The sequence below is a fragment of the Streptomyces panaciradicis genome (assembly GCF_023516615.1).
Taxonomy (GTDB): domain Bacteria; phylum Actinomycetota; class Actinomycetes; order Streptomycetales; family Streptomycetaceae; genus Streptomyces; species Streptomyces panaciradicis.
Genome location: NZ_JAMGBF010000015.1, coordinates 141,366 through 165,178, shown reverse-complemented (window position 1 = coordinate 165,178; position 23,813 = coordinate 141,366). Strand labels below are relative to the sequence as shown.

The following is a 23,813-nucleotide window of genomic DNA, read 5'->3' as shown; positions in this document are numbered from 1 at the left end:
GTCATCCCCGGTCGGGCGGCCGCCGTAGCGCCCCGGTCGCCGACGCCACGGCCCCGCCGGGACCGGGGCGGCCCTTGTCAGGGGTCCGGCGACCGGCCCAGGATGGCATGACCGAGTCAACACGGGGGGTGTCCGCTCCGGTGACCGAACCGGCCATGCGTCCGCACAGCACGGCGAAGGACGCCGACGCAACGACGATCACGGTGGGGCCGGAGTCCCACGTCCGGCTGCACGCCCTGACCCGGCGACCGGACGGCGCCGAGTGGATCGTCGGACGGCGCGAGACGCGGACGTTCGTCGCCCTCCCCGAAGCCGGCATCAGGGTCGTCCGCCTGCTGGAGCGCGGACTGAGCGTCGGCCAGGCCCAGGAGCAGGCGCTCGCCGAGACCGGCGAGGAACTCGACGTGGCCGAGTTCGTGCGCGACCTCATCGCCCTGGGCTTCGTGGCCGAGGCCGCGGGCCGCCCGGTGGCGACGGAGCCGGTGCGCCCGCCGACCCTGCCCCGGCTGCGCCCCGAGCACGTGCGCTTCCTGCTCCACCCCCTGCTGCCGCTGCTGACCGCAGCCCTCGCCGCCGCCGCTCTGGCCGTCCTCCTCCGGCATCCCGAACTCGCCCCCACCTACCGCGACCTGCTGTGGAGCGACCGGGGCAGCGTGGTGATCCTCTCCGGCGCCGTCGTGGGCTGGTCCATCCTGCTGCTGCACGAACTGGCCCACCTCGCCGTGGCCAGGGCCGCGGGCGTCCCGGGCCGGATCGGCTTCGCCACCCGGCTGCAGTTCCTCGTCGCCCAGACGGACATCAGCGGCATCGAACTCGCCCCCCGCCGCCACCGGTTGACCGCCTACCTGGCCGGCATCGCCGTCAATCTCGCCGTCGCCGCCTCGTCGTTCCTGCTCCTGCTCGTGACGCCCCCCGGGTCCGCCCCGCACCGGCTGCTCGCCGCGACCGTGCTGTGGGCGCTGCTGCCCCTCACCTTCCAGCTCATGGTCTTCATGCGGACGGACGTGTACTTCGTCCTGCAGGACCTGACCGGCTGCCGCGACCTGTACGGGGACGGCCGCGCCCACGCCCGTCACCTGGCCGGCCGCCTGCTGCGCAGACGCGCCCCGGACGCCGACCCCACCCGGAAGCTGCCCCCGGCGGAACGGCGCGCGGTGCGCGTCTACAGCGTCGTCCAGGTCGCCGGAACCGCCCTCTGCCTGGCCGGACTCGCCCTCTACACCCTCCCGGCGGACCTCCGGCTGATCCTCACCGCGGTCACCGGTCTGCGCACGGCACGCACCGGCCTCGACCTCGCCGACGCCCTCCTGACCCTGGGATCACTGCTCGCGTTCCACGCCCTGTGGTTCACCACCCGCCTGCGCGACCGCCGACGCCGCCGTCGCCGGAGCTGACCGGGTGGAGCAGGATGGCCGGTATGGAAGCCGAGCTGTTCCCCCGACCCCGCACCGAGGTCTCCCCGGGAGCCGTGCACCTGCCGGACTGGCTCGACGACGGCCGCCAGCGCGAACTGCTGGACGCCTGCCGGGAATGGGCGCGCCCGCCGGCCGGACTGCGGACGGTACGCGTACCCGGCGGGGGCACCATGTCCGCCCGCCAGGTCTGCCTCGGCCACCACTGGTACCCGTACGGCTACGCGCCTACGGTCGTCGACGGCGACGGCGCGCCCGTGAAGCCGTTCCCCGCATGGCTCGGCGAGCTGGGGCGGCGGGCCGTCGCCGACGCGCTGGGCGCCCCCGCACCGCCGTACGACATCGCACTGATCAACTTCTACGACGGCGACGCCCGGATGGGCATGCACCGCGACAGCGACGAGAGATCGGACGCGCCGGTGGTGTCCCTGAGCCTCGGCGACACCTGCGTCTTCCGCTTCGGCAACACCGAGACCCGCACCCGGCCCTACACGGACGTGGAGCTGCGCAGCGGTGACCTGTTCGTGTTCGGCGGCCCCTCCCGGCTCGCCTACCACGGGGTGCCCCGGGTGCACGCGGGCACCGCGCCGCCCCGGCTGGGGCTGTCCGGACGTCTGAACATCACGCTCCGGGTCAGCGGCCTGTAGCCGGAGGCGGCTGCGGATCATGGGAGACTCGCCCTCATGAGCGGCAAGGCTGACCCCCGGCCGGCGGGGGAAGGAACCACCTCGAGGACGCGGCTGGACCGGGGGCGCGGTGCGCTCGGGCCCGCGTTGGAGCTCGTGCACACCGGCCGCGCGCCCACCCGCGCCGTGCTCACCGCCGAACTCGGGGTCACCCGGGCGACGGCGGGCGCGGTCGCCGCCGAACTGGAGGCCCTGGGGCTCATCCGGGTCGACGCCCGGCCCGGCGCGGCCGCCGGCTCCCAGGGCCGGCCCTCGCACCGGCTCGCGGTCGCCGACGACGGCCCGGTCGTGCTCGCCGCGCAGGTCCACGCCGACGGCTTCCGGGCCGCGCTGGTCGGCCTGGGCGGCCGGATCGTGGCCACCGCGCCCGGCTGCGAGACCGTCGACGCCGACCCGGCCAAGGTCCTCGGCTCGGTCGTGGAGGCGGGCACGGACCTGCTGCGCTCCACCGGACGGCGCTGCGTCGGCGCCGGACTCGCCGTGCCCTCCGCGGTCGCCGAGCCCGACGGCCTGGCCCTCAACCCCCTGCACCTGGCCTGGCCCGTCGGCGCGCCGGTCCGGCGGATCTTCGCCGAGCGCGTGCGAGAGGCCGGCATCACCGGGCCGGCCTTCGCCGGCAACGACGTCAACCTGGCCGCGCTCGCCGAGCACCGGCACGGCGCCGGCCGCGGCGCCCGGGACCTGCTGTGCGTGGCCACCGGACACCGGGGCGTCGGCGGCGCCCTGGTCCTCGACGGCCGCCTGCACACCGGCAGTTCGGGCCTGGCCCTGGAGGTCGGCCACCTCACCGTCAACCCCGAAGGGCGCCCCTGCCACTGCGGCAGCCGCGGCTGCCTCGACGTCGAGGCCGATCCGCTCGCCCTCCTCACGGCGGCCGGCCTCGACCCGGGCCCCGAGGTGTCCCTGCTCCGGCAGGCCGACGACCTCGTGCGCGAGCACTACGACGACCCTGCCGTCCGCGCGGCCGCCGAAACCCTCATCGACCGCCTCGGCCTCGGCCTCGCGGGCCTGGTCAACATCCTCAACCCCGACCGCATCATCCTCGGCGGCCTGCACCGCACCCTCCTGGACGCCGACCCCGACCGCCTGCGCGCCGTCGTCGCCGACCGCAGCCTGTGGGGCCAGAGCGGGGGAGTGCCCATCCTGGCCTGCACCCTCGACCACAACAGCCTGGTCGGAGCGGCGGAGTTGGCATGGCAACCGGTCCTCGACGACCCGCTCGGAGCACTCACGTAGGACGGCCTGGGCGGGGCGGGTTGGCCGGTGCGGGGTGGCATCGGGGCGAGCCGGACCGGGGAGTGCCGGGCGGCCGATGCCGCCGGTCCGGCGAGCGCCCGAGCGCCCGGGCACACGACGTCGCCGGTCCGGGGAGTGCCGGGCGGCCGACGCCGGTCCGAGGAGCTCCGAGCGACCGACGCCGCCGGTCCAAGGAGTCCGGACGGCAGACGCCGCCGGTCAGCGGCGGCGCGGCGAGTTACGCTCGTCGGCATGCGGATCTCCGTCTCCTCCGACATGGACGAACCCGTCGCCCGCGCCCTCGTCGCCGAGCTGGGCCGGCGCGGCCACGAGGTCCTGGCCCACGGCGCGCTCAGCCCCGGCGACGACCCGCAGTGGGCGGCCTGCTCGGAGGCGGCGGCCCGGGAGGTCGCCGCCGGCCGGGCGGACCAGGCGGTCGTGTGCTGCTGGACCGGCACCGGCGCGTCCATCGCCGCGAACAAGGTGCCCGGTGTACGGGCCGCGCTGTGCACGGACGCCTACAGCGCGGACGGCGCCCGCCGCTGGAACGACGCCAACGTGCTCGCGCTCAGCCTGCGGCTGACCTCGGAGCCGCTGCTGAAGGAGATCCTCGACGCCTGGTTCGCCGCCACGGCCAGCGAGGACGCCGAGGACCGCGAGAACGTGGCCCGCGTCGAGCGGCTCGACCTGGGCCGGACCGCGCCCTGACTCAGCCGGGCGTTGTCAGTGCCGGTCGCTAGCCTGCGGGCATGATCGAGACAACGGACGACTCCCGCCGCTTCCCGCCGGCGCTGGCCGACGTGGCCCAGGCGGAGTTCGACTACGACGACGGCGAGGGCGTCGACTTCGAGCCGTACGGCGCCTTCGACTCCGCCGAGGAGACCACCGACTGGCTGCGCCACTGGACCGGCAACCACGAACTCGACGGCGACGCCTACCGGGTCTTCGGCCAGGACGGCACCGGCGGTCTCGCCGCCCTGTGGTGTGTACGCCCCGGCCGGCCGCTCGCCGAGCAGCCCGTGGTGTTCTTCGGCTCCGAGGGGGAAATGGGTGTGGTCGCGGCGAACCTCTCCGACTTCCTGTGGGTCCTGGCCGACGGCCTCGGGCCCTTGGAGGTCGTGGAGTTCGGACAGCGCGAGGGCCGGCCGAACCCGGCCCTGACCGCGCTCGCCGAGCGCCACGCCACCACGCCCCGCCGCCCCGCCGGGGAGATCGTCGACGAGGCCCGGACCGAGTTCCCGTCCTTCTGCGACGACATCGACGCCCTCTGCCGCTGAACTGCCGTCGGCCCGCGCCCTCCGACTGGCCTCACCGCCACTCCACAGCGAACGCCCGGCCGGGATTCTCCGTCAGGATGTGATCCGTCAGCTCCTCGCCCAGCTCCAGCACCAGTCGGGGCCGGACACGGCGCAGGAGATACGGCATTCCGGGGCCGCCGTCGACCGACCGGGCCCCGGCGACCACGGTGTCCCCGCCGAGCAGCAGCCGATGCCCGAAACCGGCCTCGGCCAGGGCCCGCACGGCCTCCGGCATCCGCCAGTCGGTGGCGTGGTGCGCCCGCGACGGGCCGTCGAAGGCGAGGTACACGCCGGCCTCGGCGGCCTGCCGGTGGACGACCGGGTCGGGGGAGCGGTTCAGGTGCCCGAGGATCACCCGGTGCGGCTCCACGCCGAGGCTGCCGCACAGCAGGTCGAGGACATCCAGCGCTCCGGTCCCCATCTCCAGGTGCACGGCGATCGGCGCCCCGGTCGCGTGATGGGCCTCGGCGGCCGCGGTCATCGTCCAGCGGGCGTGCGCGTCCAGCGTGTGGAAGCCGCCCGCGACCTTGATCAGCCCGGCCCGCACCCCGGAGGTGCCGATGCCCTGCGTGAGCTCCGCGACGAACACCTCGGCGAGCCGGCCGCGCAGCTCCTCCAGCAACTGCGCGCTGTAGTGCGCCGCTTGGTGCAGACCGGTCGCGCACACCACATGTACTCCCGAGGACCGGGACAGCTCGGGCAGATCGGCGGCCCGCCGCCCCATGCCGTACGGCGTCCACTGCACCACCGTGCCGCCGCCCACCGCCCGGAACGCGGCCAACTCGGCCCGGGCGGCGGCGCCGTCGTTGAGTTCCTGGCCGGGCAACAAGGGACTGCGCAGGAAGAGATGGTCGTGCGCGTCGCACACGCCCAGCTCCTCGGGACGCACGTCCCCCAGCACCGTACGGACCGAAGTCACCACTGCCGGCCCTCCGGCAGCGCGTCCCGCCCCGGCGCGGACAGGTGCAGCACCTGGAACACGTCCCCTCGCGCCGTCGGCGCCGGGTGCTCCCAGAGCGAGAAGTGCAGCAGTTCCCAGCGGCTGGTGTCCACCGCGGCCGCCGCGAGCACGGCCCCGTCCTCGCCTGCCAGCCGCCCGACCTCGTCCACCGCCTCCGCCATGACGTCGGCCAGGACGACGCCGTCCGGCAGGCGCCGCCGCCGACGCACCGCCCTGCACGCCGCACCCGCGCCGGCCGTGCCCTGCGCGTACGCGAGCCCCGACCACTGCCGCACCGACGGCCGCCCGAAGTCGTCGCTCAGCCCCTGGAAGGCCCCCCCCAGAGGAAGGAGTTCATGCCCTCCATGGTGTTCCACAGGTAGAACGGCGCGTACTGGTTGACCGGCGAGCCGTCCACCCCGCGCTCGCGCAGCAGGTAGGCCTTGTACCCGAGCCCCTCCCAGTCGTCCAGCAGGTGTCCCTTGCGGTCGACCCGGGCGCGCACGATGCCGGTGTCGTAATCGGCGGGGAGGGGCAGCTCGTACTGCATGGCGTGCATCGATGCCTCCTCAGGCGGGGCGCGGGGCGAGCAGGGAGAGCAGGCCCCGGACACCGGCGTCGAAGTCGGCCGCAGATCCGGAGGCGCGGGCGAGCACATAGCCGCCCTGGACGGTCGCGAGGACGGCCGCGGCGATCTCCTCGCCGTCCAGCGAGGGCGCGAACTGGCCGAGTTCCTTGCCCTCCTCCACGATCCCCGCGATCAGCTCACGGATCGCGTCCAGCGTCTCGTCGACCGGAGCGCGCAGCGCGGCACTGGCGACGACGTCCGGGTCCATCGTCAGCCGCCCCACCGGGCAGCCCCGCAACACGTCGCGCTCGCGCAGCAGATACGCCTCGATGCGTTCGTACGGTGTCCCCGGCCCACTCAGCAGCGCCTCGGCGGTGGTCCGCAGTTCCGCGGCCGTCCGCCGGATCGCCGCCAGCGCGAGGTCGGGTTTCCCCTTGAAGTGGTGGTACATGCTGCCCTGTCCGGCGCCCGCCCGCGCCAGGATCGCCTTGGGGCTCGTCCCCACGTACCCGCGCTCCCACAGCAGCTCACGGGTGGCGTCGACGAGTCGGTCCGCGGTGCTCTCCGAAGTGCTCACCCACGCACTGTACATACTAGTAGTTACAGAATTCCAGAGGTGAGGGGAGCAGCCCGGGGGCCCGCCGGTACTCCCCGGGAGGTATCCGCACTGCCGCTGGCCGTACGACGACCCGGACCCCCTTCCGGCGCGAATCTCGAGACATCACCGACGGCGACCCCTCAGGAGATGACCGAGATGCAGACCCTCGCAGACTGGCACGGCGGCCCCGGCCCCTGGATCCTGTTCTTCCCGCTGATCTGGGCGGCCGTCGTGATCGGCGTCGCCGGCTTCCTGCGCCGCACCGTATGGCGCGGCCGCCGCGGCCCCTGGCGTCCGATGGACGACCCGCGGCCCTCCGGCGACTCACCCCTCGCGGTGCTCGGCCGCCGCTTCGCCTCCGGCGAGATCGACGAGGACGAGTACTGGCGCCGGCTGTCCGTCCTGGACGAGCAGTTCGGCCGCACCAAGGGCGGTGCGGCATGACGACCGCCACCACCGTGCGCGCGGCCGCCCGGGTCGTCGACGCCGTGAAGGTGTACGGCCGCGGCGACACCGAGGTCAGGGCCCTGGACGGGGTGAGCGTCGACTTCCCGGCCGGCCGGTTCACCGCGATCATGGGGCCCTCGGGCTCCGGCAAGTCCACCCTGATGCACTGCGCCGCCGGCCTGGACACCCTCACCTCCGGCACCGCCCACATCGGCGGCACAGAGCTCGGCGCGCTGGACGACCGCCGCCTCACCCTGCTGCGCCGCGACCGCGTCGGCTTCGTCTTCCAGGCCTTCAACCTGATCCCGACGCTCACCGTGGCCGAGAACATCACGCTGCCCCTCGACCTCGCGGGCGGCGGACGCGACCAGGAGTGGCTCGACGCCCTGATCGACGTCGTCGGCCTGCGCGACCGCCTCCACCACCGCCCCTCCGAACTCTCCGGCGGCCAGCAGCAACGCGTCGCCGTGGCAAGGGCGTTCGCCGGACGGCCGGACGTCGTCTTCGCCGACGAACCCACCGGCAACCTCGACTCGCGCGCCGGCGGGGAGGTCCTGGGCCTGCTGGGCCGGGCCGTGCGCCAGACCTCCCGCACGGTCGTCATGGTCACGCACGACCCCGTGGCCGCGGCCCACGCCGACGAGGTCGTCTTCCTCGCCGACGGCCGTCTCGTCGACCGCATGGAAGCCCCGACCGCCGACCGGGTCCTGGACCGGATGAAAGCGTTCGAGGTGCCCGCGTGAACGCCGCCGTACGCCTGAGCGCGTCCTCCCTGCGCGCCCACAAACGCCGCTTCGCCGGCACCTTTCTGGCCGTCTTCCTCGGCGTCGCGTTCCTGGCCGGCACCCTCGTCATGGGTGACACGCTGCGCGCCGGCTTCGACACCATGTTCGGACGCGCGGCCGCCGGCACGGACGCCGTCGTCCGCAGCGCCGACGCCATCACCACCCCCGGCGAGAGCCAGGGCACCCGGCAACCGGTTCCCGCGACGCTCGCGGACACGATCGAGAAGGTGCCGGGCGTCGCGGCCGCCGAACCCGACATCGAGGGCGCCGGCCAACTCGTCGGCAAGAACGGCAAGGCGATCGGCGGGAAAGGACCGCCCACCCTCGCCGGCAACTGGATCGCCGACCCCGAACTCAACCCCTACCGCCTCGCCGAGGGCCGGGCACCGCGGAGCTCCGGCGAAGTGGTGATCAACCGGGGCACCGCCGCCAAGGGCCACCTGAAGATCGGCGACACGACCACTCTGCGCACCCCCGACCCGGTCCGGGTGACCGTCGTGGGCCTCGCGACGTTCGCGGGCCAGGACGGCATGGCCCAGGTGACCTTCACCGGCATGACGCGCGCGGACGCCGAGAAGTACCTCACCGCCCGCCCCGGCGAGGCGGCGAGCATCAAGGTCCGGGCGACCCCGGGCACCGGTCAGCGCGACCTGGTCGCCCGCCTGACGTCCGTACTCCCCAAGGGAGTGGAGGCGATCACCGGCCAGGAGTCGGCCCAGGAGAACACGGACATGGTCTCCAGCCAGTTCCTGACCCTCTTCACCACCTTCCTCCTGGTCTTCTCCGGCATCGCCCTCCTCGTGGCGACCTTCTCCATCCACAACACCTTCGCGATCGTCGTGGCCCAACGCACCCGCGAGAACGCCCTGTTGCGGGCCCTGGGCGCCTCCCGCCGCCAGATCACCGCCACCACCCTCATCGAGGCCACGGCGGTCGCCGTGACCGCGTCCGCCGCCGGCCTCGCGGGCGGCATCGGCATGGCGGCCGGCCTGCAGGCCCTCTTCCCGGCGATCGGATTCCCCTTCCCCGACGGCGACTTGGTCATCAAGACCCCGTCCCTGGCGGTCCCGCTCGCCGTCGGCATCACCGTCTGTCTGGCCTCCGCCCTCCTGCCGGCTCTCCGGGCGGGCCGCATCGCCCCGTTGGCGGCCCTGCGCGAGACGGCCGTCGACGCCTCCGGCGCCTCCCGCACCCGAGCCCTCACCGGCACGGCCATGGCGGCCCTCGCCACGGCCGCGACCCTCTACGGCGTCCTGGCCTCACCCTCCCTGCCGCTGGCGGGACTCGGCGCCGTCCTCGCCCTGGCCGCCTTCATCGTCCTGGGCCCGGTCGCCGCCACGAAGGTCGTACGGCTCCTCGGCGCCCCCGTGGACAGGCTGCGCGGCGTCACCGGCTCCCTCGCCCGCCGCAACGCCCTGCGCAGTCCCAAGCGAACGGCCGCCACCGCGGGCGCCCTGATGATCGGCGTGGCGGTCGTCTCCCTGTTCACGGTCTTCGCCGCTTCCCTCAAGGCGACCATGGACCAGACCGTCTCCCGCTCCTTCGCGGGCGACGTGGCGGTCAGCACCCCGTCCTTCGGCGCGGGCGGCAGCGGTCTGAGTCCTCGCCTGGCCAGCGCGATCCAGCAACTGCCCCAGGTCGACACGGCGGTGGGCCTCGGCCGCGGCGTCGCGAAGGTCGACGGCGAGGGACGCGCCCTGACCGTCACCGACCCCCTCGCCCTGGAACGCACCTTCGACCTCGGCCGGATCGACGGTTCCCTCGCCGGCCTGGGCACCGACGGCATCGCGATCACCCGCACCGAGGCCACCCGACGGCACCTCACCCCCGGGGACACGACCCGGCTCACCTTCACCGACGGCCGGCGGAAGACCTTCACGGTCCGCGCGGTCTACGGCCGCTCCGAGCTCGCCGGGGACTACGTCATCACCCGCGCCGCCTGGGCCCCGCACCGCACCCAGGACTCCGACACACTCGTCGCCGTCACCTTCGGTCCGGGCGTGAGCACGAAGGCGGGCAAGGCCGCGGTCGAGAAGGTCGCCGCCCGCTACGGCGACCCCGCCGTCCAGACGCGGGAGGAGTACGCGCAGTCCTCGGCCGGAGGCATCGACATGATGCTCACCCTTGTCTACGCGCTCCTGGCCCTCGCGGTGCTCATCGCGCTGCTCGGCATCGCCAACACCCTCACGCTGGCGATCCACGAACGCACCCGCGAACTGGGCCTGTTGCGCGCCGTCGGCCAGACCCGCTCACAGCTGCGGGCCATGGTCCGCTGGGAGTCGGTCCTCGTGGCGGCCTTCGGCACGGCGGGCGGCCTGGGCCTGGGCGCCTTCCTGGGCTGGGTCCTGGTCAAGGCCTCGGACGGGGCGAGCGACAGCGGCTTCGCCTTCGCCCTCCCCCCGACCCGCCTGCTGATCGTGGCCCTGGTGGGCCTGACGGCCGGCGCTCTGGCGGGCCTGCGCCCCGCCCGCAGAGCGGCTCGCCTGGACGTACTGCGCGCGATAGCGACGCAGTAGCCGCCCCCGTCACCGCCCGGTCAACCGACAACGGCCGACCGGGCGGGAGCGTGCCCGGCCCTGTGGCCGTCCACCGCGTGCTCGGCCTCGACGAAGCGCCGTACGGGTTTCTCGGCCGTACGCCGTGGGCGGCGGCTGGGTGCCGTCACCGTCACGGCGGAGGCGGGCAGCGTGAACCAGACGACCTTGCCCGACTCGCCCTCGGGCCGTACCCCCCAGCTCTCGCTGACGGCGGCCACCATGGCGAGCCCGCGCCCGCTGGTGGCGGAGGGTTCCACGTCCTGCACTTCGGGCAGGCGCGGGTCGTGGTCGCGCACCGAGACCGTGAGCCGGTCCAGCAGAAGCTCGATCTTGACGGTGCACTGCTTGTCCGGCTGGGCATGCCGGTGGACGTTGGTCAGCAGTTCGGTCACGGCGAGCGCGGCCCGGTCTATGAGGGGATCGAGATGCCAGTAGCGCAACTGCGCTGAAAGGATTCTGCGGACCTGGCCGATCCGCGACGGCAGGGCTTGGAGCTCCACCGTGCAGTGCCTGCTTGGGTGACTGATCACGGCTGCGACTCCCCGACGTGAGGTCCGGAAGAACACGGAGTTCGGATGCAGCAGCGGCCCGGACGGAGATGGTCGGCTGCTGTCGTGCCCGGCGGGCTGGTTCGCAGCGTTATCGCCGGTAAACCCAGAGTGACGTGAGACCAGCGTGACGCAAGGGGCGCGGGAGTGCAACTCGCGGTCACCCCGCACGGGCTGTGCGTCATCGGGCCGGGCCGGTCAGCCCCCGCGGCCCGCGGCCCTCCGTACGGCTTCGATGAACCGCCGTGCCGCCGGCGGCCCTCCTTCGCCCGGTGCGGGGTCGTGGTCGCCGAGTGTGAGCGTGTAGCGCTTGCCGTTGAGGTCGGCGAGCGCCCGGTCGTCGGCCGCGAACCACGGCTTGGAGGCGCGCACCGCCTGGACCGGCGCGCTGTCGATCTCGCTGCCGTAGCTGGTCAGCAACTGCACTCTGCCGTCCCTGATCCGGACCTGCCCGGCCCGGGTGAGCGAACGCAGCCGCTTCTCGATCCGCACGCCCGTAGCCGTGAACTCCGGCTCCGCCATGCCGTATGCCCCCTCGTACGCGTGGGTGCGCCGGTCCGTGGCTCCTGTGCGGGCCCGGGTCCAGCGCCTTTCGTGATCCAGTGTGCCGCCCCGTTCGCTGCAGTCTGCCCGCACCCGACGTCGAGCACCAGTGCGCATGGCGCGCTGGCGCGAGGCACTCGGAGCACTCGCGCGAATGCGCCCCCACCCCGGCCCCCCGCGCGCCCCCAGCTTGTCCTTTGGGCTGCTCAAAGTGGTGTTTATGCAGGTGAGACGGGTGCGGAAGGTGTCTATGATCGGTGTGTCGGCAGAGCGACACGCCGTCGGCGCGACGTCTTAAGGAGCCCCGTGGTGAGCACCACTCAGCAAGCCCCGACCGGTGAGACCCTCGACGTCGACCACAGTGACGCCGCCTACCGCGACTGGCTGAAAGAAGCCGTGCGAAAGGTCCAGGCCGACGCCAACCGCTCGGCCGACACCCACCTTCTGCGCTTCCCGCTGCCCGAGAGGTGGGGCATCGACCTGTACCTGAAGGACGAGTCGACCCACCCGACCGGCAGCCTCAAGCACCGGCTCGCCCGCTCGCTCTTCCTCTACGGCCTGTGCAACGGCTGGATCCGGCCGGGCCGCCCGGTGATCGAGGCGTCCAGCGGGTCGACGGCCGTCTCGGAGGCGTACTTCGCGAAGCTGATCGGCGTGCCCTTCATCGCCGTCATGCCGCGCACGACGAGCGCCGAGAAGTGCCGACTGATCGAGTTCCACGGCGGGCAGTGCCACTTCGTGGACGACTCGCGGAAGATGTACGAGGAGTCGGCCCGTCTGGCTGCCGAGACGGGCGGCCACTACATGGACCAGTTCACCTACGCCGAGCGGGCCACCGACTGGCGCGGCAACAACAACATCGCCGAATCCATCTTCCGCCAGCTGGAGTTGGAGCGGTTCCCGGAGCCCGCGTGGATCGTCGCGACGGCCGGCACCGGCGGCACCTCGGCGACCCTCGCCCGCTACGTCCACTACATGCAGTACGACACCCGCATCTGTGTCGCCGACCCGGAGAACTCCTGCTTCTTCGACGGCTGGACGACCGGCGACCCGGACGTCACCTGCGACTGCGGCTCCCGCATCGAGGGCATCGGCCGGCCCCGGATGGAACCGAGCTTCGTCCCCGGCGCGATCGACCGGATGATGAAGGTCCCGGACGCCGCGAGCGTGGCCGCGGTGCGGGCCCTGGAGCGCGCCATCGGCCGCAAGGCGGGCGGTTCGACGGGCACCGGGCTGTGGAGCGCGCTGAAGATCGTCGCGGAGATGGTGGCCGCGGGACGGCGGGGGAGCGTGGTGACCCTGCTGTGCGACCCGGGCGACCGCTACCTCGACAAGTACTACTCGGACGCGTGGCTCGCCGAGCAGGGCCTGGACATCGCTCCGTACACGGCGGCGATCGACTCCCTGCTGGCGACGGGCGTCTGGCGCTGACGCCTGCCGTCGACGAAGAACGCAGACCGCGCCGCCGACGCCGGGCGTCGCTGACCGGCGCACCGCAGAGGCGGGGCGCCCGGCGCGGGACGGCTGCCGTCGCCGTGGAACGGACACCGCATCGCAGAGGCGGGGCGCCCGGCGCGGGACGGCTGCCGTCGCCGTGGAACGGACACCGCATCGCAGAGGCGGGGCGCCCGGCGCGGGACGCCTGGCGTCGCCGTAAGACGGACACCGCACCGCAGCCCCGTGAACCCGGCGCCGGACGGCTGGCGTCGCCGTAGGACGGACACCGCACCGCAGCCCCGTGAACCCGGCGCCGGACGCCTGCCGCCGCTGTGGCACGGATACCGCATCGCAGAGGCGGGGCGCCCGGCGCGGGACGCCTGGCGTCGCCGTAGGACGGACACCGCACCGCAGCCCCGTGAACCCGGCGCCGGACGGCTGGCGTCGCCGTAGGACGGACACCGCACCGCGGCCCCGGGCACCCGCCGCCGGGCGGCTAGCGCTCTTCGGCCAGCCGTCGGTCCAGGCTGGTCACCGCGTCCCGGAAGGCCCGGCCGAGTCCGGGGCGGGCCGCCTTGAGCACCCACCGGAACGGCGCCGTGCCGTCCGCGCCGAAGGTCCACCGCACGTGCGTGCCGGTCCCGGCCGGCGTCAGCCGCCACTCCTCGGCGAGGGCTCGGGCGCCCGGCGCGTTGGTCACGTCGACCCGGTAGGCGTACAGCTCCGCCTCCTTGGCCGCGATGACCGTCTCCCGGAAGCGTCCGCCGCCCTTGAGCCGGATGTCGCGCCCGGCGCCGTCGTCGATGGACCGGGCGTGCGACACGGCCGCGAACCACTCCGCCCAGCCCGGCACGTCGTCGTTGAGGGCGCGGAAGACCGCCTCGGGCGCCGCGGAGATCTCCTGTGCGAAGACCAGCCGCACCGGGGCGGTCGCGATGAAGTCGAGCCCGACAGGGCGCAGACGGTTGGCCATGGACGCGAACCCCCGTGACGGTTAAGGGTGGTTGACCGGGGCGGGCGACGTCACGATAACTGGCGCCCCGTCAGATGTCAGCACCACCTCACCGCCGTCAGTCCTCCGGCTCGCCCGCCACCACCAGCCGCCGCAGATGATCGGCGATCTCCTCGCGGGCCTCGCCCGGCAGCCCCGCATCGGTCACCAGCGTGTCGACCTGCTCCAGCGCCGCGAACGAACTCAGGCCCACCACACCCCACTTGGTGTGGTCGGCGACCACCACGACCCGTCGTGCGGACTGCACCAGACGGCGGTTGGTCTCGGCCTCCGCGAGGTTCGGCGTCGACAGGCCGGCCTCGACCGATATGCCGTGCACGCCGAGGAAGAGCACGTCGAAGTGGAGCGCCGCGATCGCCTGGTCGGCGACCGGCCCCACCAGCGAGTCGGACGGGGTGCGCACCCCGCCGGTCAGCACCACCGTGGCCGCACCCTGCCGGGGGCCGGAGCTGCGCTGCGCGGCGTGGAAGACGTCGGCGACCCGCACCGAGTTGGTCACCACGGTCAGATCGGGCACGTCGACCAGCTGGTGGGCCAGCGCGAACGTCGTCGTCCCGCCCGACAGCGCGATCGCGCTGCCCGGGGCGACCAGCTCGGCCGCCGAGCGCGCGATGTCCTCCTTGGCCGTCAGCTCCAGACCCGACTTGGCCTCGAAACCCGGCTCGTGCGTGCTCGCCTCGACCACCGGCACCGCGCCGCCGTGCACCTTCTCCAGCACGCCCTGCCGGGCCAGCGCGTCCAGATCGCGGCGCACGGTCATGTCCGACACGCCGAGCTTGCGCGTCAGCTCGTTCACACGGACCCCGCCCCGGCGCCGCACCTCGTCCAGGATCAGGGCGCGCCGCTGCTCCGCGAGGAGGTTCTGATTCTCACTCACGTACGCTCCGGTCCTTTCGCCACATGCAGTCCGACACGCCCGGCACACCCTCTCCGACAAGGACATTCTTCCCGGCCCCGGTGCGCGGACGTCCCATCCTCGCACGCCTCGGTCCCGGTGGCCCCACCGACTGTCACGACGCGTGCATGCCGGCCAGGCATCATCCGCCCGCCGCTTGTCACACGTACAGGGGAGATTCGGTGAGAAGAGGTGTAGGGCGCCGTGGCACCGGAGAACCTTCAGGCCGCACGGGCACTAGCCGACGGCTCGTCACGGGGGAAGTGCGAACAGTGGAACGCGCGCAGGAGACCGCCTCGACGCAAGGCGCCGGCCCCGCGGCCGGGAAATCCGGAATCGCCCTGGAACTGCTGGTCCACGGGGTGGGAGGCACCACTCCGCAGGACATGCTCGGCGATCCGCGCACGGTGCGGGTCACCGGCGACGACACGGCCGCCGTCTTCCGCCGCGCCGAGGACGCCGACGCCGAGAGCCGCCCCGAGGACTACCGCGGCCGCCCGGTCCCGGAGGCCTACGTCTGGTGCAACCTCACCTCCGGCAACAGCGCCCGGGCCCTGTGGCTCCTGCTGCTGCCGTTCATGGTCGTCAACCTCGCCCACTGGATGCGCCCCACCGCCCTCGGACGCGCCCGCACGGTCCGCTTCTACGGGCTGCTCGTGCGACTCGCCGGCCTGACCCTGACCGTGCTGCTGGTCGCCGCCGCCTGCGAGGTCGCCCTGGACCTCGCGGCCTGGCAGTGCGCCGGCACCCGCGCGTGCGCCGGGCGCCACTCCTGGCTCGGCTTCCTCTCGCCGGAGGTCTCCCACGACGGCTGGTGGAGCCGCCCGGGCCGCCGTCTCGCCCTCGCCGCCGTGGTCCCCGCGGCGCTCACCGGCCTGCTGTGGTACCTCTCGCGCCGCACCTGGAGCGCGTACGAATCCGTACAGCCGGTCTCCCACCACGAGGCGCCCGAGGAGGACAGCACCCGCACCTCGCTGGGCCGCCCCGGCTTCTGGTACGGCCGCCGCCTCGTCGCCCGGCTGCGCGCCGCCCACACCGCGGCCGGCCTGCTGACGGTCGCCGCGGCGCTGGCCTCCTCGGCAGCCCGCTTCGACCGCGAACCGGGCGGCCCGGCCCTCCTCGACCTGCTGGGACGGCTCCTGTACGCCGGGCTCGCCGCCACCGCCGTCGTGACCCTGTGGGTGGTCTGCCGCCGCGGTCGCACCGAGAACCGCCTGGACCGGCGGCTCGACCGGCATCTCGTACGACGCCTGCCGCTGACCGCGCTGGGCCTGCTGCTGCTCGCCGCCGTGTACGCCGGCTGGGAGCGGCCGGGCTGGGTTTCCGCGGGCCGGCTGCCGGGCGGCGGCACCGCGTTCGGATCCATCGCGCTCGCCCAGGGCGGCCTGGTCGTCGCCCTCGCCGTCGTCGCCCGGGTGCTGCACCGCACCCACCCCGACCCCCGGGCGGCGATGCGGGGCCTGGCCGGACCGGCCGTCGCGATGCTGGCCTGCGCGCTGGGCGGGGTGATGTCGGGCGGCGTCTCCCAGCGCGTCTCGGACTGGCTGGACGGCACCAGGGCCTCCCTCGCCGGACCGCCCGTCCTGCTGACCTGGCAGTCCTCCGTCATCCCCGTCCTGCTCCTCGTCCTGCTGGCGCTGTGCGCCTGGCTGGGACGCGGCACCTGGCGGCTGCGCCGCGGCGAGCTGGCCGAGGTGGAGGCGGACTACCCGGACGAGCGCCGGGACGCCGCGCGCACCCGGGCCATCGCCACCACGCGCGCGATGGCCACCCTGACCGACCGGGGCCCCCTCATCGCCGCCGTGACCGCCGCCACCACCCTGGCGCTGGGCGCCGCCGCGTTGGCGGGGGCCGCCTTCACCGACGAGGCGCCCGGCCCCGCCGCCCGCGACGGCCAGGCCTTCGTGCACGGCACCGCGCAGACCGCCCAGGCACTGGGCTCCTGGCTGATCGGCGTCGGCTTCGTCCTCTTCGTCACCTGGGGGCGGCGCGCCTACAAGGACGCCTCCGCGCGGCGCACCATCGGCATCCTGTGGGACGTCGGCACGTTCTGGCCGCGGGCCGCCCACCCCTTCGCCCCGCCCTGTTACGCCGAGCGGGCGGTGCCCGACCTCACCTGGCGCATGGCCACCTGGACCCGCTCCACCGGAGGCCGGCTGGTCATCTCCGGCCACTCCCAGGGCAGTGTGCTCGCCGCGGCGGCCGCCTGGCAGCTGAACCCGTCCGACCGCAAGCGGGTCGCCCTGCTGACCTACGGCTCACCCCTGGAGCGCCTCTACGGCCGCTGGTTCCCCGCCCACTTCGGCCCGGCCGCACTCAGCTCCCTGCACCACGAGGTCGACTGCTGGCGCAACCTCTACCGGCTGACCGACCCGATCGGCGGCCCCGTCCGGCTGCCCGGCGACTGCGGCCCCGAGGTCGACCACGCCCCGCTGAAGGACCCCCTCGCCTACGGCCGCACCGCCCGCCACCCGCTGCCCGCGCCGATCCTCGGGCACAGCGACTACCAGGCCGACCCCGTCTTCGCCGAGGAGCGGGAACGGCTGCTGGCCCGGCTGCGCCCGGAGGTGCCGGCCCCGCGTCCTCAGGGGGAGTCGGGCAGGTCCTCGGCGTAGAGGAGCGTCAGGTCGTCCGTGCTGGGCTCGTCGACCTGGGCGACCCGGCTCGCGTGCCGCTCGACCATCGCCTCGAAGGTCTGCCGCGCGGTGCGGCCGTTGCCGAACGCCGGGCCCTTCGGGATCGCCGTGAAGTACTTCAGCAGCGCTTCCCCCGTGCCCTCCGCCAGCCGGTACTCGTGCTCGTCGGCCTGCTGCCCGACGATCCGCAGCAGCTCCTCGGGGGTGTAGTCGCTGAAGGTGATGGTCCGTGAGAAACGGGACGCCACACCGGGGTTGACCGAAAGGAACCGTTCCATCTCGGCGGTGTAGCCCGCCACGATGACGACGACCGCGTCCCGGTGGTCCTCCATCAGCTTCACCAGGGTGTCGATGGCCTCCTTGCCGAAGTCCCGCCCCGAGTCCTCCGGCGACAGGGCGTAGGCCTCGTCGATGAACAGCACCCCGCCGCGCGCCCGGTCGAACGCCTCCTGGGTGCGGATCGCCGTGGACCCGATGTGCTCGCCGACCAGGTCGACACGGGAGACCTCGACGAGGTGGCCCTTCTCCAGCACCCCGAGGGAGGCGAGGATCTCGCCGTACAGGCGGGCCACGGTGGTCTTGCCGGTGCCGGGGGAGCCGGTGAAGACGAGGTGCCGCTTGACCGAGGCGGCCTTCAGGCCCGCCTGCTGCCGGCGCCGGCCCACCTCGATCATGTCGGTCAGCGCCCGCACCTCCCGCTTGACGCTGTCCAGGCCGACCAGCGCGTCGAGTTCACCGAGCACTGCCTTGGAGGCCCGCACCGGCTGCTCCGGTTCCGCGGGGACGGCCGGGGCTCCCTGCTCGGTGAGGCGCTGCCCGGGGATGGCGCCCAGCAGCCCGGACGACTGGTGCGCCGTCTGCACCGCCGTCTCCGGCGCGGCCGGCGGGCGGACGCCGGTCTCGTCGCTGGTGCAGTCCTCGACGTCGGGGCCCGTGCCGGCCGCCGCGTCCGGGCCGCCGTCGGCGAACTCGTAACCGCCGCGCGCGCACCGCTCGGTACGGCACTTGCGCAGCGTCGTACGGCAGCCGTCGATGACGTGGAAGCCGTAGCCGCCGCTGCCGGTCACCCGGCAGTTCAGGAAGCTGCCGCGGCCGCCCGCCGACACGTAGAAGCCGGCCTCGGCGGGGGAGTCGACCGTGCACCGCTCGATGGTCGGATCGGCGCCCTTGGTGACGATCACACCGGTCTGGGTGCCGTCCACCGCGCAGTTGTTGAGGGTGCCGCCGCTGCCGTGGTCGCGGAACCAGGCGCCGGTCGCCGCGTCCCGGATCCGGCAGTCGTCGAGCTGGGCCGTGGCCCCGTCGCTCACCGAGACGGCCGTGTTGCGCACCTGCGACAGGTCGCTGTCGACGACGTCCGCGCGCGAACCGCGGTCCAGGACGAACAGGGCGTCCGGCACGTCGTGCACCCGGCAGGACTCCAGCACCGCCGTGGCGCCGTCGCTGACCCACACCGCCGGGTAGTCGCCGGTGCTGTCGAAGATCTCGCACTGGTTGGCGTCCACGCGGGTGCCCGGGTCCCACACCGACAGGCCGTTGCGCCCGAACTGACGCACCGTCGTGCGCGTCAGCGTCAGCACCGAACGCGACCGCAGGTCGACCGCGTTCTCCGGGATGTCGTGGATACGGCAGTCCGCGAGCGTGAGCACCGCGTCCGTGTCGAGGGTGACCCCGTCGGCCGTGGTGCGGTGGACGTCGCAGTCCGTGAGGTGGGCGGTGGCCCGGCCGGTGATCTGCACCCCGCTGCCGCGGACCTCGTACACCTCGCAACCGACCGCCTCCAGGGCGGAGTTCTCGCCCGTCGCGGTCAGTCCCGAGCCCGAGGCGTGGTGGATGCGGCAGCGCTCCAGACGCGGGTGCGCGCCGCCGCGGACCGCGACGCCGGCCTGCCCGGCCGCGACCACCTCGCACTCCTCGAACACCCCGCTGCCGCCGTCGAGCACGGCGATGCCGATGCCCGCCGGATTGTCGACGGTGCACCGCCGCACGGTGGGCCGTGCGCCGCCGCGGACCTCGATCCCGGCCGCGGAGCGGGTCACGATCCGTACGTCCAGCAGTTCCGGGGTGCCCTCCTCGACCAGCAGCGCGGGCGCGGCCGCGTCCTGGCCCTCCACGTGCAGGTCCTGGACCACGGCGGAGGCCCGCACCGTCAGCGGCACGCCGTCCAGGGGCGCGATCCGCACCGAGCCGGGGGAGCCCTCGGGGCCGCGCAGGGTCACCACCCGCTCCACGACGAGGTTCTCCCGGTAGGTGCCGGGGGCGACGGTGAGGACGTCGCCGTCGGCCGCGGCCTCCAGGGCGGCGGCGAGCGACGCGTACTCACCCGTGCGGCGCCGCCACCGCGATGTTCCGGTGTGCGTCACCTGGACCGTGCCCTGTGCCATGGCGTTGCTGTGCCCCCACCTCGTCGTACGCGGGTTCGTGCTGCCGAATGAGCTCGGCCGGTCCACCGTAGCGTGCGCACGGGGGGTGGGTTGACCAGAGCCGGAAGGCCGTCAGCTGCCGGTGCCGGTCCTGCCCCAGTCCGGGCCCGCCCGGTCCCATGCCTGGTCCCAACGGGCGTAGCGGCGAAGGACCATGCGCCACAGGACCAGTCGCCGGGTGCCCTCGACGGCGCCCGCGGTCAGCAGGGCGGCGCCGAATCCGGCGAGCACCGCGTGGGTCGTCGCCGTCGCCGGGTCCAGTGGACGGGCCACCGGGCGGCCGTGGGTGTCCGTCCATATCGTGAAGTGGTCGCCGCGGTGCGGGGACTTGAGGGCGGCCAGGGTCACGGCGTGGTGGGCGGTGCCGTCGGGGGCCGTCCAGTCCGCGAGGACGCGGCTGCGCAGGTCCCGTGCCGAGGAGGTCTCGGGGTCGGTGTCCAGCGGGGACCGGTCCAGCTTGCGCACGACCGTGGCCGTGACCGCGTGGCGCGCGGCCCGTTGGTCGCGGACGGACTGCTGCAGGGAGTTCTGGGCGACCCGGCCGACGAGGGAGCCGACGACGGGCGCGGCGGCCAGGATCAGCAGCAGGGCGGCCAGCGCCATCCATGCCTCGACCAGATCGCTCGTGCGGCGCAGCGGATTGTGCCGCCAGCGCCAGAGTCCGCCGATCGCTCGCATCGCCCCCGCACCCCCTTCCCCGCTCCGTGATAGCCCCTGGCGGACTCCTCCACGGCCGGGCCCGGTCGAAGAGAGAGCGAAATCACCTCCGAGCGGGGCCTGGCATGGAGTTCTCACCGACCGTGCAACGTCCGGCGCCCCGGCGTCGGTTCCCGCCGCACGGGTGTTGGCCGGATCTTTCCCCGCGACCGGCCGGCCGGGCCTACTCCAGGACCGTGACAGGGTCCCCGACCCGGATCGTGCCCCGGTCGAGGGGGACCAGATTCTGGCCGAACGCCAGCTTGTTGCCGATCCGGCGGTGCCGGCCGAGCGTGCGCAGGGGTTCCCGGCCCACCGCTGCCGTGGACTGGTCGGTCGTCGTGACCACGCAGCGCCCGCACACCTTGGCGACACGGAAGGCGACCTCGCCGATCGCGATGCGGGTCCAGTGGTCCTCGGCCCAGGCATCGGTGCCGGACACGACGACGTTGGGCCGGAACCGGTTCATCGGCAGCGGGCCCTCGTCCGCGTGCTCGCCTTGCGCGATCAGGGAGTTGAGGGCGTCGAGGGAGGCGTCGGCGGTGAGCAGCAGGGGATAGCCGTCCGCGAAGGTCACCGTCTCGCCCGGAAGGGCGAACTCGGGCTCGACGGGGCGGCACACGGCCGGATCGTCCATGTGCACGAGGCGGGTCCCGGCGCCCAGGTAGGCGCTGCACCAGGCGTGCGCGTCCGGCTGCTCCGCGAGGATGCCCTCCACCTTCTCGCCGAAGATCTCCACCGGCACCGTGCCCTGCGGCCGCGGCACCGGAACCGCCAGCGGGTCCATGCCCGGGGCGGACAGCCGTACGCCGCCGCCGGGCAGGAGCTCGGCGGCGGCCAGTGCGAGGCGCGGCTGCTGACGTTGTGTGACGACCTTTCCCCCGTCGTCGATCAGCGCCCAGCGCCGGTCTCCGGCCAGCCCCCAGGGCTCCACGACGGCCTCCCGGGACGCGAGGCCCCGGAACGCCTTGACCGGATGTACGTGAATCGACCGCAGCCGCGCATTCCCCATGGAGCCATCGTGCCAGGTGGCGGTGACAGCGGGGAGGGCGGCTCAGTAGCCGCGGTACTGCTGCTGGTTGTACGGATCCTGGTAGGGGGCCGCAGGACGGGGAGCCGCGGGACGCATGGCCTCGTAGCCCGTGCCTGCCGCCATGGGGCGCTGCGGCTGCTGCTGTGGGCCGGGATAGCCGCGCGGCGCGGTGGCCTGCTGCGGGATGTAGGCGGCGGGCGCCTGCTGCAGCGGTGAGGGCTGCTGCGCCTGCGGGTAGCCGTAGGAGGGCTGGGAGGGGCCCGCCGGGAGGGCGGGCAGGGCCGACGGCAGCGCGGGCAGGTTGCTGCCCGGCATGTCGTAGGCGGCGGGGACCCTGATCGGAGCGATCTGCGGGGTGCCCCGCTCGGCGACGAGCCTGTCGTAGATCGGGGTGTCCGGGAAGGCGGAGTAGTAACCGCCGCCATAAGTGGAGCGGGGGGAGGTCATGGCACATAAGTTAAGCCCACGATGTGCTGGTTGGGGAGACCGATAAGAAGGTTGTTTTCCGTGGCCGCAGTGGCTCGGGATACCCAATGCGAGCGAACGGGCCAAAAAGGGGCGCCCAAGGGGGCCGTGATCCGATAAAGGCCGAGTTCCGGACGGGTTACCAGCGGGTCACCCGACGGTCCGGTCGCGCCTCGCATGGGAGTCCGGCGCACCGAGGAATAGGTTGTGCTCAGGAGAACCCGTAGGCGGCTTCCGGGCGCGGAGCGGCGCCGAGACACGCGAGGGGGACGGACATGTCAATGCCCAAGGGATCGAACACTCCGGTGCCGACGGCGGCGCTGCGGGTGGAACTGGGCTGGCGCTCCGGACCCGGGGTCCCCGACGCGGACGCCTCGGCGCTGCTGCTCGCGGGCCGCAAGGTCCGCTCGGACAGTGACTTCGTCTTCTACAACCAGCCGGCGCACGCCTCCGGGGCGGTCCGGCACGAGGGCAAGAGGGACGGCGGCGGCAGGGTCACCGACACCCTTCTCGTCGACCTCGCGCGCGTGGAGCCGGCCATCGAGACGGTCGTCCTCGCCGCGTCCGCCGACGGCGGTACGTTCGGACAGGTGCCGGATCTCTATATCGAAGTGCGTGATGCCGGCTCCCATGCGGTGGTCGCTCGATTCGACAGTACGGGCGCGAGTGTAGAAACCGCTTTCGTATTGGGTGAGTTCTACCGTCGGCAGGGCGCGTGGAAATTCCGTGCGGTCGGCCAGGGATACAGCAGCGGACTCGAGGGCCTCGCCACCGACTTCGGCATCACCGTCGACGAACCCCAGCAGGCCCCGTCCGCCGCCGCTCCCGTGACGCCCCCGGTCGCCCCGCCGGTGACCGCTCCGCCGGCCGTCGCGCCGCCCGTCACCATGCCGCCCCCCGTCGCACCGCCCGTGACGATGCCGCCGCCGGCCGGGCCCCCGGCCCCCGTCCAGCCCCCGGCGCCGCCCACCGCGCCGGTCCGGCTGAGCAAGGTCACGCTGACCAAGGCGGCCCCGGCGGTCTCCCTCGCCAAACAGGGCGGCACCTCCGGCGCCCTGCGCGTGAACCTCAACTGGGAGGTGCGCAAGCAGTTCTCGGGCTGGGGCAGCAAGCGCGGCCGCGCGGTCGCCCTGCACGCCGACCTCGACCTCGACCTGTGCGCCCTGTACGAACTCACCGACGGCAGCAAGGGAGTAGTCCAGGCCCTCGGCAACGCCTTCGGCTCCCTGAACCGCCCGCCGTACATCCACCTCGACGGCGACGACCGCACCGGTGCCGTGGCGAGCGGGGAGAACCTCACCGTCAACCTCGACCACAAGGCGAGCTTCCGGCGGATCCTCGTCTTCGTCACCATCTACGAGGGCGCGCGTTCCTTCGCCGACCTGCACGCCACGGTCACGCTCCAGCCGCAGTACGGCGCGCCGATCGACTTCTCGCTCGACGAGTGCACGGTCCCCTCGACCGTGTGCGCGCTCGCCCTCATCACCAACACCGGCGGTGATCTGATCGTCCAGCGCGAGGCCCGCTACCTGGTGCCCGAGCGCGGGGTGAGCCCCCAGCGCACCGTCGACCACGCCTACGGCTGGGGCATGAACTGGACCCCCGGCCGGAAGTGACC

The 23,813-nt window shown here is 73.8% G+C and carries 21 protein-coding genes and 1 pseudogene; 11 read left to right on the top strand and 11 right to left on the bottom strand.

What is annotated here, in order from left to right; translation table 11 throughout:
* The first annotated feature begins 107 nt into the window (after positions 1-107).
* The 5 genes from M8J74_RS06915 (at position 108) to M8J74_RS06895 (ending at position 4,611) form a co-directional block, all read left to right on the top strand.
* Entirely contained in the window at positions 108-1,394 is a 1,287-nt protein-coding gene (locus M8J74_RS06915) for a site-2 protease family protein (protein ID WP_249835556.1), read from the top strand.
* Between the two features lie 23 nt (positions 1,395-1,417).
* Positions 1,418-2,059 carry an alpha-ketoglutarate-dependent dioxygenase AlkB family protein gene (locus M8J74_RS06910; RefSeq protein WP_249835555.1) on the top strand — a complete coding sequence of 214 codons (642 nt, stop codon included), beginning with the start codon at positions 1,418-1,420 and terminating at the stop codon, positions 2,057-2,059.
* Between the two features lie 36 nt (positions 2,060-2,095).
* A complete protein-coding gene (locus tag M8J74_RS06905; protein WP_079078232.1) occupies positions 2,096-3,334 on the top strand; it encodes an ROK family protein in 1,239 nt (412 codons plus the stop codon).
* A 252-nt stretch (positions 3,335-3,586) separates the two neighbouring features.
* Positions 3,587-4,042, top strand: coding sequence for an RpiB/LacA/LacB family sugar-phosphate isomerase (locus M8J74_RS06900; RefSeq protein WP_058927018.1), 456 nt, complete (start codon positions 3,587-3,589; stop codon positions 4,040-4,042).
* A 41-nt stretch (positions 4,043-4,083) separates the two neighbouring features.
* Positions 4,084-4,611: an SMI1/KNR4 family protein gene (locus tag M8J74_RS06895; protein WP_249835554.1), complete on the top strand. Its 528-nt coding sequence runs from the start codon at positions 4,084-4,086 to the stop codon at positions 4,609-4,611.
* Between the two features lie 31 nt (positions 4,612-4,642).
* On the opposite strand, the gene M8J74_RS06890 is transcribed toward M8J74_RS06895, so the two are convergent.
* The 3 genes and pseudogenes from M8J74_RS06890 to M8J74_RS06880 form a co-directional block, all read right to left on the bottom strand.
* Positions 4,643-5,551: a phosphotriesterase family protein gene (locus tag M8J74_RS06890; protein ID WP_249835553.1), complete on the bottom strand. Its 909-nt coding sequence runs from the start codon at positions 5,549-5,551 to the stop codon at positions 4,643-4,645.
* Positions 5,548-6,131 (bottom strand): annotated as a pseudogene (locus tag M8J74_RS06885) (DUF4865 family protein). The gene M8J74_RS06890 and the pseudogene M8J74_RS06885 overlap by 4 nt, the downstream one beginning before the upstream one ends.
* 10 nt (positions 6,132-6,141) lie before the next feature.
* Positions 6,142-6,732, bottom strand: a complete 591-nt coding sequence (locus M8J74_RS06880; protein WP_249835552.1) for a TetR/AcrR family transcriptional regulator — start codon at positions 6,730-6,732, stop codon at positions 6,142-6,144.
* A 162-nt stretch (positions 6,733-6,894) separates the two neighbouring features.
* On the opposite strand from M8J74_RS06880, the gene M8J74_RS06875 reads away from it, so the two are divergent.
* The 3 genes from M8J74_RS06875 to M8J74_RS06865 are packed head-to-tail and all read left to right on the top strand — an operon-like array spanning position 6,895 to position 10,486.
* Positions 6,895-7,182: an SHOCT domain-containing protein gene (locus tag M8J74_RS06875; protein ID WP_058927022.1), complete on the top strand. Its 288-nt coding sequence runs from the start codon at positions 6,895-6,897 to the stop codon at positions 7,180-7,182.
* On the top strand, positions 7,179-7,928 hold the full coding sequence (locus M8J74_RS06870; RefSeq protein ID WP_249835551.1) for an ABC transporter ATP-binding protein: 750 nt from the start codon (positions 7,179-7,181) through the stop codon (positions 7,926-7,928). Before M8J74_RS06875 ends, M8J74_RS06870 begins: the two co-directional genes overlap by 4 nt.
* On the top strand, positions 7,925-10,486 hold the full coding sequence (locus M8J74_RS06865) for an ABC transporter permease (RefSeq protein WP_249835550.1): 2,562 nt from the start codon (positions 7,925-7,927) through the stop codon (positions 10,484-10,486). Before M8J74_RS06870 ends, M8J74_RS06865 begins: the two co-directional genes overlap by 4 nt.
* A 20-nt stretch (positions 10,487-10,506) precedes the next feature.
* Here M8J74_RS06865 and M8J74_RS06860 read toward each other — a convergent pair whose 3' ends face one another.
* Together M8J74_RS06860 and M8J74_RS06855 are read right to left on the bottom strand one after the other, a co-directional pair.
* Positions 10,507-11,037: an ATP-binding protein gene (locus M8J74_RS06860; RefSeq protein ID WP_079078233.1), complete on the bottom strand. Its 531-nt coding sequence runs from the start codon at positions 11,035-11,037 to the stop codon at positions 10,507-10,509.
* A gap of 216 nt (positions 11,038-11,253) precedes the next feature.
* The gene (locus tag M8J74_RS06855) at positions 11,254-11,577 is read right to left on the bottom strand and encodes a hypothetical protein (protein WP_058927026.1); all 324 of its coding nucleotides are present in this window, start codon (positions 11,575-11,577) and stop codon (positions 11,254-11,256) included.
* Between the two features lie 330 nt (positions 11,578-11,907).
* Between M8J74_RS06855 and cds1 the strand changes: the two genes are divergently transcribed.
* On the top strand, positions 11,908-13,029 hold the full coding sequence (gene cds1, locus M8J74_RS06850) for an L-cysteine desulfhydrase Cds1 (protein ID WP_249835549.1): 1,122 nt from the start codon (positions 11,908-11,910) through the stop codon (positions 13,027-13,029).
* 502 nt (positions 13,030-13,531) lie between these two features.
* Here cds1 and M8J74_RS06845 read toward each other — a convergent pair.
* Positions 13,532-14,008, bottom strand: coding sequence for an SRPBCC family protein (locus M8J74_RS06845; protein WP_249835548.1), 477 nt, complete (start codon positions 14,006-14,008; stop codon positions 13,532-13,534).
* Between the two features lie 97 nt (positions 14,009-14,105).
* Positions 14,106-14,924, bottom strand: coding sequence for a DeoR/GlpR family DNA-binding transcription regulator (locus M8J74_RS06840; RefSeq protein ID WP_058927029.1), 819 nt, complete (start codon positions 14,922-14,924; stop codon positions 14,106-14,108).
* A 290-nt stretch (positions 14,925-15,214) separates the two neighbouring features.
* Between M8J74_RS06840 and M8J74_RS06835 the strand changes: the two genes are divergently transcribed.
* Positions 15,215-17,557, top strand: coding sequence for a lipase family protein (locus M8J74_RS06835; protein WP_249835547.1), 2,343 nt, complete (start codon positions 15,215-15,217; stop codon positions 17,555-17,557).
* Here M8J74_RS06835 and M8J74_RS06830 read toward each other — a convergent pair.
* From M8J74_RS06830 to M8J74_RS06815, 4 genes are all read right to left on the bottom strand, one after another.
* Positions 17,527-19,962, bottom strand: coding sequence for a right-handed parallel beta-helix repeat-containing protein (locus M8J74_RS06830; RefSeq protein ID WP_249835546.1), 2,436 nt, complete (start codon positions 19,960-19,962; stop codon positions 17,527-17,529). The two genes, M8J74_RS06835 and M8J74_RS06830, sit on opposite strands and share 31 nt — an antisense overlap.
* Before the next feature lie 111 nt (positions 19,963-20,073).
* Positions 20,074-20,679, bottom strand: a complete 606-nt coding sequence (locus tag M8J74_RS06825; RefSeq protein ID WP_249835545.1) for an Rv1733c family protein — start codon at positions 20,677-20,679, stop codon at positions 20,074-20,076.
* Between the two features lie 202 nt (positions 20,680-20,881).
* Positions 20,882-21,709 (bottom strand): MOSC domain-containing protein, encoded by an 828-nt coding sequence (locus M8J74_RS06820; protein ID WP_249835544.1) that lies wholly within the window; start codon positions 21,707-21,709, stop codon positions 20,882-20,884.
* A gap of 42 nt (positions 21,710-21,751) precedes the next feature.
* The gene (locus tag M8J74_RS06815) at positions 21,752-22,177 is read right to left on the bottom strand and encodes a DUF6643 family protein (RefSeq protein WP_058927034.1); all 426 of its coding nucleotides are present in this window, start codon (positions 22,175-22,177) and stop codon (positions 21,752-21,754) included.
* Between the two features lie 299 nt (positions 22,178-22,476).
* On the opposite strand from M8J74_RS06815, the gene M8J74_RS06810 reads away from it, so the two are divergent.
* Positions 22,477-23,811 carry a TerD family protein gene (locus tag M8J74_RS06810; protein ID WP_249835543.1) on the top strand — a complete coding sequence of 445 codons (1,335 nt, stop codon included), beginning with the start codon at positions 22,477-22,479 and terminating at the stop codon, positions 23,809-23,811.
* Positions 23,812-23,813: the final 2 nt, after the last annotated feature.

Bases quoted from the DNA above. Each gene is read 5' to 3' on its own strand.
- M8J74_RS06875 (WP_058927022.1), top strand. From the start codon at position 6,895: ATGCAGACCCTCGCAGACTGGCACGGCGGCCCCGGCCCCTGGATCCTG.
- M8J74_RS06900 (WP_058927018.1), top strand. From the start codon at position 3,587: ATGCGGATCTCCGTCTCCTCCGACATGGACGAACCCGTCGCCCGCGCC.
- M8J74_RS06870 (WP_249835551.1), top strand. From the start codon at position 7,179: ATGACGACCGCCACCACCGTGCGCGCGGCCGCCCGGGTCGTCGACGCC.
- M8J74_RS06895 (WP_249835554.1), top strand. From the start codon at position 4,084: ATGATCGAGACAACGGACGACTCCCGCCGCTTCCCGCCGGCGCTGGCC.
- M8J74_RS06810 (WP_249835543.1), top strand. From the start codon at position 22,477: ATGCCCAAGGGATCGAACACTCCGGTGCCGACGGCGGCGCTGCGGGTG.
- M8J74_RS06820 (WP_249835544.1), bottom strand. From the start codon at position 21,709: ATGGGGAATGCGCGGCTGCGGTCGATTCACGTACATCCGGTCAAGGCG.
- M8J74_RS06815 (WP_058927034.1), bottom strand. From the start codon at position 22,177: ATGACCTCCCCCCGCTCCACTTATGGCGGCGGTTACTACTCCGCCTTC.
- M8J74_RS06910 (WP_249835555.1), top strand. From the start codon at position 1,418: ATGGAAGCCGAGCTGTTCCCCCGACCCCGCACCGAGGTCTCCCCGGGA.
- M8J74_RS06855 (WP_058927026.1), bottom strand. From the start codon at position 11,577: ATGGCGGAGCCGGAGTTCACGGCTACGGGCGTGCGGATCGAGAAGCGG.
- M8J74_RS06845 (WP_249835548.1), bottom strand. From the start codon at position 14,008: ATGGCCAACCGTCTGCGCCCTGTCGGGCTCGACTTCATCGCGACCGCC.
- M8J74_RS06830 (WP_249835546.1), bottom strand. From the start codon at position 19,962: ATGGCACAGGGCACGGTCCAGGTGACGCACACCGGAACATCGCGGTGG.
- M8J74_RS06825 (WP_249835545.1), bottom strand. From the start codon at position 20,679: ATGCGAGCGATCGGCGGACTCTGGCGCTGGCGGCACAATCCGCTGCGC.
- M8J74_RS06915 (WP_249835556.1), top strand. From the start codon at position 108: ATGACCGAGTCAACACGGGGGGTGTCCGCTCCGGTGACCGAACCGGCC.
- M8J74_RS06905 (WP_079078232.1), top strand. From the start codon at position 2,096: ATGAGCGGCAAGGCTGACCCCCGGCCGGCGGGGGAAGGAACCACCTCG.
- M8J74_RS06880 (WP_249835552.1), bottom strand. From the start codon at position 6,732: ATGTACAGTGCGTGGGTGAGCACTTCGGAGAGCACCGCGGACCGACTC.